This window comes from Pseudomonas sp. NPDC087817, assembly GCF_044742875.1.
In the GTDB taxonomy this organism is placed as follows: domain Bacteria; phylum Pseudomonadota; class Gammaproteobacteria; order Pseudomonadales; family Pseudomonadaceae; genus Aquipseudomonas.
The window spans coordinates 1-6,257 of record NZ_JBIUVJ010000123.1; the positions used below are offsets into that span (position 1 = coordinate 1).

Genomic DNA, 6,257 nt, shown 5'->3' on the forward strand with positions numbered 1-6,257 from the left:
GAACTGCGTCGCGGCGAAGTGCCTGAGGTGATCCTCAACAACCTCTACGCCCAGACCCAGTTGCAATCGGTATTCGGCATCAACATCGTTGCGCTGATCGATGGCCGCCCACGCATCCTTAACCTCAAGGATCTGCTGGAAGCCTTCGTTCGTCACCGTCGCGAAGTCGTCACCCGTCGTACCGTGTTCGAGCTGCGCAAGGCGCGTGAGCGTGGCCACATCCTCGAAGGCCAGGCCGTCGCCCTGTCGAACATCGACCCGGTTATCGCTCTGATCAAGGCTTCGCCGACTCCTTCGGAAGCCAAGGAAGCGTTGATCAGCACGCCTTGGGAATCTTCCGCCGTAGTGGCGATGGTTGAACGAGCCGGTGCCGATTCGTGCCGTCCGGAAAACCTCGATCCGCAATACGGTCTGCGCGAAGGCAAATACTTCCTGTCGCCAGAGCAGGCACAAGCCATTCTGGAACTGCGCCTGCACCGTCTGACCGGTCTGGAGCACGAGAAGCTGCTGGCCGAGTATCAAGAGATCCTCAACCAGATCGGCGAGCTGATCCGCATCCTCAACAGCGCCGTGCGCCTGATGGAAGTGATCCGCGAAGAGCTGGAAGTGATCCGTGCCGAATATGGCGATCAGCGTCGCACCGAGATTCTCGATGCCCGTCTCGACCTGACCCTGGGTGACATGATCCCGGAAGAAGAGCGCGTCGTGACCATTTCCCACGGTGGCTACGCCAAGACTCAGCCATTGGCTGCGTACCAGGCTCAGCGTCGTGGCGGTAAGGGCAAGTCGGCTACCGGCGTCAAGGATGAGGACTACATCGCTCACCTGTTGGTTGCCAACAGCCACACCACGCTGCTGCTGTTCTCGAGCAAGGGCAAGGTGTACTGGCTCAAGACCTACGAGATTCCAGAAGCATCCCGCGCCGCACGTGGTCGTCCGTTGGTCAACCTCTTGCCGTTGAGCGAGGGCGAATACATCACCACCATGCTGCCGGTCGATCTCGAAGCCATGAAGCGTCAGGCTGACGAAGAAGAAGCCGAAGGTGTTGAAGCTGATGTAGAAGACCTCGAAAACAGCAACGAAACCGACGAAGAGCGCCGCGCGCGCATCAAGGCTGCCGACCGCAAGAAGGCGCCGTTCATCTTCATGTCGACCGCCAACGGTACGGTCAAGAAGACTCCGCTGGTGGCCTTCAGTCGTCAGCGCAGCGTCGGTCTGATTGCCCTGGAACTGGACGAAGGCGACATTCTGATCTCCGCTGCCATCACCGATGGCGAGCAGGAAATCATGCTGTTCTCCGACGGCGGCAAAGTGACCCGCTTCAAGGAATCCGAAGTTCGCGCCATGGGCCGTACCGCCCGCGGTGTGCGTGGCATGCGTCTGCCGGAAGGACAGAAGCTGATCTCCATGCTGATTCCGGAAGAAGGCAGCGAGATCCTCACTGCTTCCGAGCGTGGTTATGGCAAGCGTACTGCCATCACCGAGTTCCCTGAGTACAAGCGTGGCGGTCAAGGTGTTATCGCCATGGTCAGCAACGAGCGTAACGGCCGTCTGGTCGGCGCGGTTCAGGTGCAGGATGGCGAAGAAATCATGCTGATCTCTGATCAGGGCACTCTGGTGCGTACCCGTGTCGACGAAGTGTCGAGCCTGGGTCGTAACACGCAGGGCGTCACCCTGATCAAACTGGCCAAGGATGAAACCCTGGTCGGTCTGGAGCGGGTTCAGGAGCCTTCGGAAGTCGAAGGTGAAGAGCTTGAAGGTGAAGAGGGCGAGGAGTTCGAGGGCAACGTCGTGATCGACGATGCCGCCGAAGACCAGCAGCTCGACGCCGCAGCAGACGAAGAGCCGCAAGAATAAGCGGACAAGCGAGGGGGCGGATGAAAATTCGCCCCCTTGTTATTTGTCCGGTATGAAATTTCGACATCATGGAGATTCCCTTTGGGAGCGAGCCTGCTCGCGAATGCAGACGCTGCGGTACCTCTGACACACCGCGGTGATGCATTCGCGAGCAGGCTCGCTCCCACAGGGCCATGTTGATCGGTAGTGTGATTTATTGCGTGATATCACCAAATCAGAGCGAGACTGGATGTGAGCAAGCGAGCCTATAACTTCTGCGCCGGCCCTGCGGCGCTTCCCGAAGCTGTCCTGCAACGCGCCCAAGGTGAACTCCTTGACTGGCACGGCAAGGGCCTGTCGGTCATGGAAATGAGCCATCGCAGCGATGAGTTCGTGTCCATCGCGACCCAGGCCGAGCAGGATTTGCGTGACCTGCTGAATATCCCTTCGAACTACAAAGTGCTGTTTCTGCAAGGTGGTGCCAGCCAGCAATTCGCGCAGATTCCACTGAACCTGTTGCCTGAAGGCGGCTCTGCCGACTACATCGACACCGGTATCTGGTCACAGAAAGCCATCGAAGAAGCGTCGCGTTACGGCCACGTCAATGTTGCCGCCACCGCCAAGCCTTACGACTATTTCGCCATTCCGGGTCAGAACGAGTGGAACCTGTCGAAAGACGCCGCTTACGTTCACTACGCGCCGAACGAAACCATCGGTGGTCTGGAATTCCAGTGGATCCCGGAAACCGGCGATGTACCGCTGGTGGCTGACATGTCCTCGGACATTCTGTCGCGCCCGGTCGACATCTCGCGTTTCGGCATGATCTACGCGGGTGCGCAGAAAAACATCGGCCCGAGCGGCATCGTCGTCAACATCATCCGCGAAGACTTGCTCGGCAAGGCCCGTGCCCTGTGCCCGACCATGCTCGACTATAAGGTCGCGGCCGACAACGGCTCGATGTACAACACCCCGCCGACCCTGGCCTGGTACCTGTCCGGTCTGGTGTTCCAGTGGCTGAAAGAGCAGGGTGGCGTCGAAGCCATCGCCAAGCTCAACGACGTCAAGCAGCGCACGCTGTATGACTTCATCGATGCCAGTGGTCTCTACAGCAACCCGATCAACAAGTCCGACCGCTCGTGGATGAACGTGCCGTTCCGTCTGGCTGATGATCGTCTGGACAAGCCGTTCCTGGCCGGCGCCGACGCACGCGGTCTGCTCAACCTCAAGGGCCACCGCTCCGTGGGCGGCATGCGCGCCTCCATCTACAACGCCGTCGACATCACCGCCGTCAATGCGCTGGTGGCGTACATGGCTGAATTCGAGAAGGAACACGGCTGATGTCCGAGCAAGAACTCAAGGCGCTGCGCGTTCGCATTGACGCTCTGGACACCAAAGTCATGGAGCTGATCAGTGAGCGTGCGCGTTGCGCCCAGGAAGTCGCACGAGTAAAGATGGCTTCGCTGGCCGAAGGCGAAGTGCCGGTGTTCTATCGTCCCGAGCGTGAAGCTCAGGTGCTCAAGCGCGTGATGGAGCGCAATCAGGGGCCGTTGGGCAACGAAGAGATGGCGCGGTTGTTCCGCGAAATCATGTCTTCCTGCCTGGCGCTGGAGCAGCCACTGAAGGTGGCTTATCTCGGCCCTGAAGGCACCTTCACTCAAGCGGCGGCCATGAAGCACTTTGGTCATGCGGTGATCAGCAAGCCAATGGCGGCGATCGACGAAGTGTTCCGTGAAGTGGCTGCCGGTGCGGTGAACTTTGGTGTTGTCCCGGTGGAGAACTCCACCGAAGGCGCTGTCAACCACACGCTGGACAGCTTCCTCGAACACGACATGGTGATCTGCGGCGAAGTCGAGCTGCGTATCCACCATCACCTGTTGGTCGGTGAAAACACCAAGACCGACAGCATCAGCCGCATCTATTCCCATGCGCAGTCGCTGGCCCAGTGCCGCAAGTGGCTGGATGCGCATTACCCGAATGTCGAGCGCGTCGCGGTGTCGAGCAACGCTGAAGCTGCCAAGCGGGTTAAAGGTGAGTGGAATTCGGCGGCAATCGCTGGCGACATGGCGGCCGGGCTGTATGGCCTGACTCGTCTGGCCGAGAAGATCGAAGACCGTCCGGACAACTCGACGCGCTTCCTGATGATCGGTAACCAGGAAGTGCCGCCGACCGGCGACGACAAGACCTCGATCATCGTGTCGATGAGCAACAAACCCGGCGCGCTTCACGAGTTGCTGGTGCCGTTCCATGACAACGGGATCGACCTGACCCGCATCGAAACCCGTCCGTCGCGCAGCGGCAAATGGACTTACGTGTTCTTCATCGACTTCGTCGGCCACCACCGTGATCCGTTGATCAAGGGTGTATTGGAGAAGATCAGTCAGGAAGCAGTGGCACTCAAAGTGCTGGGTTCCTACCCGAAAGCAGTTCTGTAAGGGGCGGTAGTAATGAGTGGCAATTTCCTCGCTCTGGCACAGCCGGGCGTGCAACAACTTTCGCCGTACGTTCCGGGCAAGCCTGTGGATGAACTGGCGCGTGAGCTGGACCTTGATCCGGCCAAAATCGTCAAACTGGCAAGCAACGAAAACCCGCTGGGCGCCAGCCCGAAAGCGCTGGCGGCGATCCGCGAGGAACTGGCCGAGCTGACCCGTTACCCGGATGGTAATGGTTTCGCGCTGAAATCCCTGCTGGCCGAGCAGTGCCGTGTTGACCTGAACCAGGTCACCCTGGGCAATGGCTCGAACGACATTCTCGAACTGGTCGCGCGCGCCTATCTTGCGCCGGGTCTGAATGCCGTGTTCAGCGAGCACGCGTTCGCTGTGTATCCGATTGCCACTCAGGCGGTCGGTGCCGAGGCCAAAGTCGTCCCAGCCAAAGATTGGGGGCACGATTTGCCGGCGATGCTCGCGGCCATCGATGCCAACACCCGCGTAGTATTCATCGCCAACCCGAACAACCCGACCGGCACATGGTTCGGCGCCGAAGCGCTGGACGAGTTCCTGCAGGACGTACCGGAGCATGTGCTGGTGGTGCTGGACGAGGCCTACATCGAGTACGCCGAAGGCAGTGATCTGCCGGATGGTCTGGACTTCCTCGCTGCGTACCCGAATCTGCTGGTTTCGCGCACGTTCTCCAAGGCCTATGGTCTGGCGGCGTTGCGCGTTGGTTATGGCCTGTCCACTCCGGTAGTGGCGGACGTGCTGAACCGTGTTCGCCAGCCGTTCAACGTCAACAGCCTGGCTTTGGCTGCGGCGTGTGCGGCGTTGAAAGATGAAGAGTATCTGGCGCAAAGCCGTCAGCTCAACGAGTCAGGCATGCAGCAACTGCAAGCCGGTTTCCGGGAGCTGGACTTGGGCTGGATCGAGTCCAAGGGTAACTTCATTTGCGTCGATCTCGGTCAGGTGGCGGCTCCGGTGTTCCAGGGCTTGCTGCGCGAAGGCGTAATTGTGCGTCCAGTGGCCAATTACGGCATGCCGAACCACCTGCGGGTGACCATCGGTCTGCCGGCGGAAAACAGCCGCTTCCTCGAAGCGCTGCGCAAGGTTCTGGCTCGTGGGTGATGTCACTGCTCTGCAATCTGCTGCACCTATGATCGGTCGCCTTGTAGTGGTCGGTCTGGGGTTGATCGGTGGTTCGTTTGCCAAAGGCTTGCGTGAAAGTGGCGTATGCCGCGAAGTGGTCGGGGTCGATCTCGATCCGCAATCGCGCAAGCTGGCGGTCGAGTTGGGTGTGGTGGATCGCTGCGAAGATGACCTGGCGGCTGCATGCCAGGGCGCGGACGTGATTCAGTTGGCGGTGCCGATTCTGGCGATGGAGAAAGTGCTCGCGCGATTGGCGGGCATGGATCTGGGTCAGGCGATTCTGACCGATGTCGGCAGCGCCAAAGGCAATGTCGTGCGCGCGGCAACCGAAGCGTTTGGTGCTATGCCAGCGCGCTTCGTGCCGGGCCATCCGATTGCCGGTTCCGAGCAGAGCGGGGTGGAAGCCTCCAATGCCGAGCTGTTCCGCCGCCATAAAGTGATCCTCACGCCGCTTGAGCAAACCGATCCGGCTGCGCTGGCGGTGGTTGATCGTCTGTGGCGCGAACTGGGCGCCGACGTCGAGCACATGCAGGTCGAGCGTCACGATGAAGTGTTGGCTGCAACCAGTCATCTGCCGCACCTGCTGGCGTTCGGTCTGGTCGATTCGTTGGCCAAGCGCAATGAAAATCTTGAGATCTTCCGTTACGCTGCGGGCGGTTTCCGCGATTTCACAAGAATCGCCGGAAGCGACCCGGTGATGTGGCACGACATCTTCCTCGCCAACCGCGAGGCTGTCCTGCGCACACTCGATACATTTCGCAGCGACCTCGACGCCTTGCGCGACGCGGTCGATGCAGGGGATGGGCACCAATTGTTGGGCGTTTTCACTCGCGCCCGGGTTGG

The 6,257-nt window shown here is 60.1% G+C and carries 5 protein-coding genes; all 5 read left to right on the forward strand.

The features are described from left to right. Positions 1–1,857, forward strand: a 1,857-nt coding sequence (locus ACIONG_RS29585) for a DNA gyrase C-terminal beta-propeller domain-containing protein (RefSeq protein WP_401304495.1), incomplete at its 5' end; no start/stop codon positions are given. A gap of 231 nt (positions 1,858–2,088) precedes the next feature. Next, on the forward strand, positions 2,089–3,174 hold the full coding sequence (gene serC, locus ACIONG_RS29590; RefSeq protein ID WP_213026232.1) for a 3-phosphoserine/phosphohydroxythreonine transaminase: 1,086 nt from the start codon (positions 2,089–2,091) through the stop codon (positions 3,172–3,174). Next, entirely contained in the window at positions 3,174–4,268 is a 1,095-nt protein-coding gene (gene pheA / locus ACIONG_RS29595; protein ID WP_007908404.1) for a prephenate dehydratase, read from the forward strand. The genes serC and pheA overlap by 1 nt, the downstream gene beginning before the upstream one ends. A 12-nt stretch (positions 4,269–4,280) precedes the next feature. Then, complete coding sequence (gene hisC / locus ACIONG_RS29600; RefSeq protein WP_103305673.1) at positions 4,281–5,393, forward strand: histidinol-phosphate transaminase; 1,113 nt, start codon at positions 4,281–4,283, stop codon at positions 5,391–5,393. A gap of 28 nt (positions 5,394–5,421) precedes the next feature. Then, positions 5,422–6,257: prephenate dehydrogenase/arogenate dehydrogenase family protein (locus ACIONG_RS29605; protein WP_401304499.1), on the forward strand; the 836-nt coding region annotated here is incomplete at its 3' end.

What these genes read in the sequence shown, in the direction of transcription:
- pheA (WP_007908404.1), top strand. Translation starts at nt 3,174, where the DNA reads ATGTCCGAGCAAGAACTCAAGGCGCTGCGCGTTCGCATTGACGCTCTG.
- hisC (WP_103305673.1), top strand. Translation starts at nt 4,281, where the DNA reads ATGAGTGGCAATTTCCTCGCTCTGGCACAGCCGGGCGTGCAACAACTT.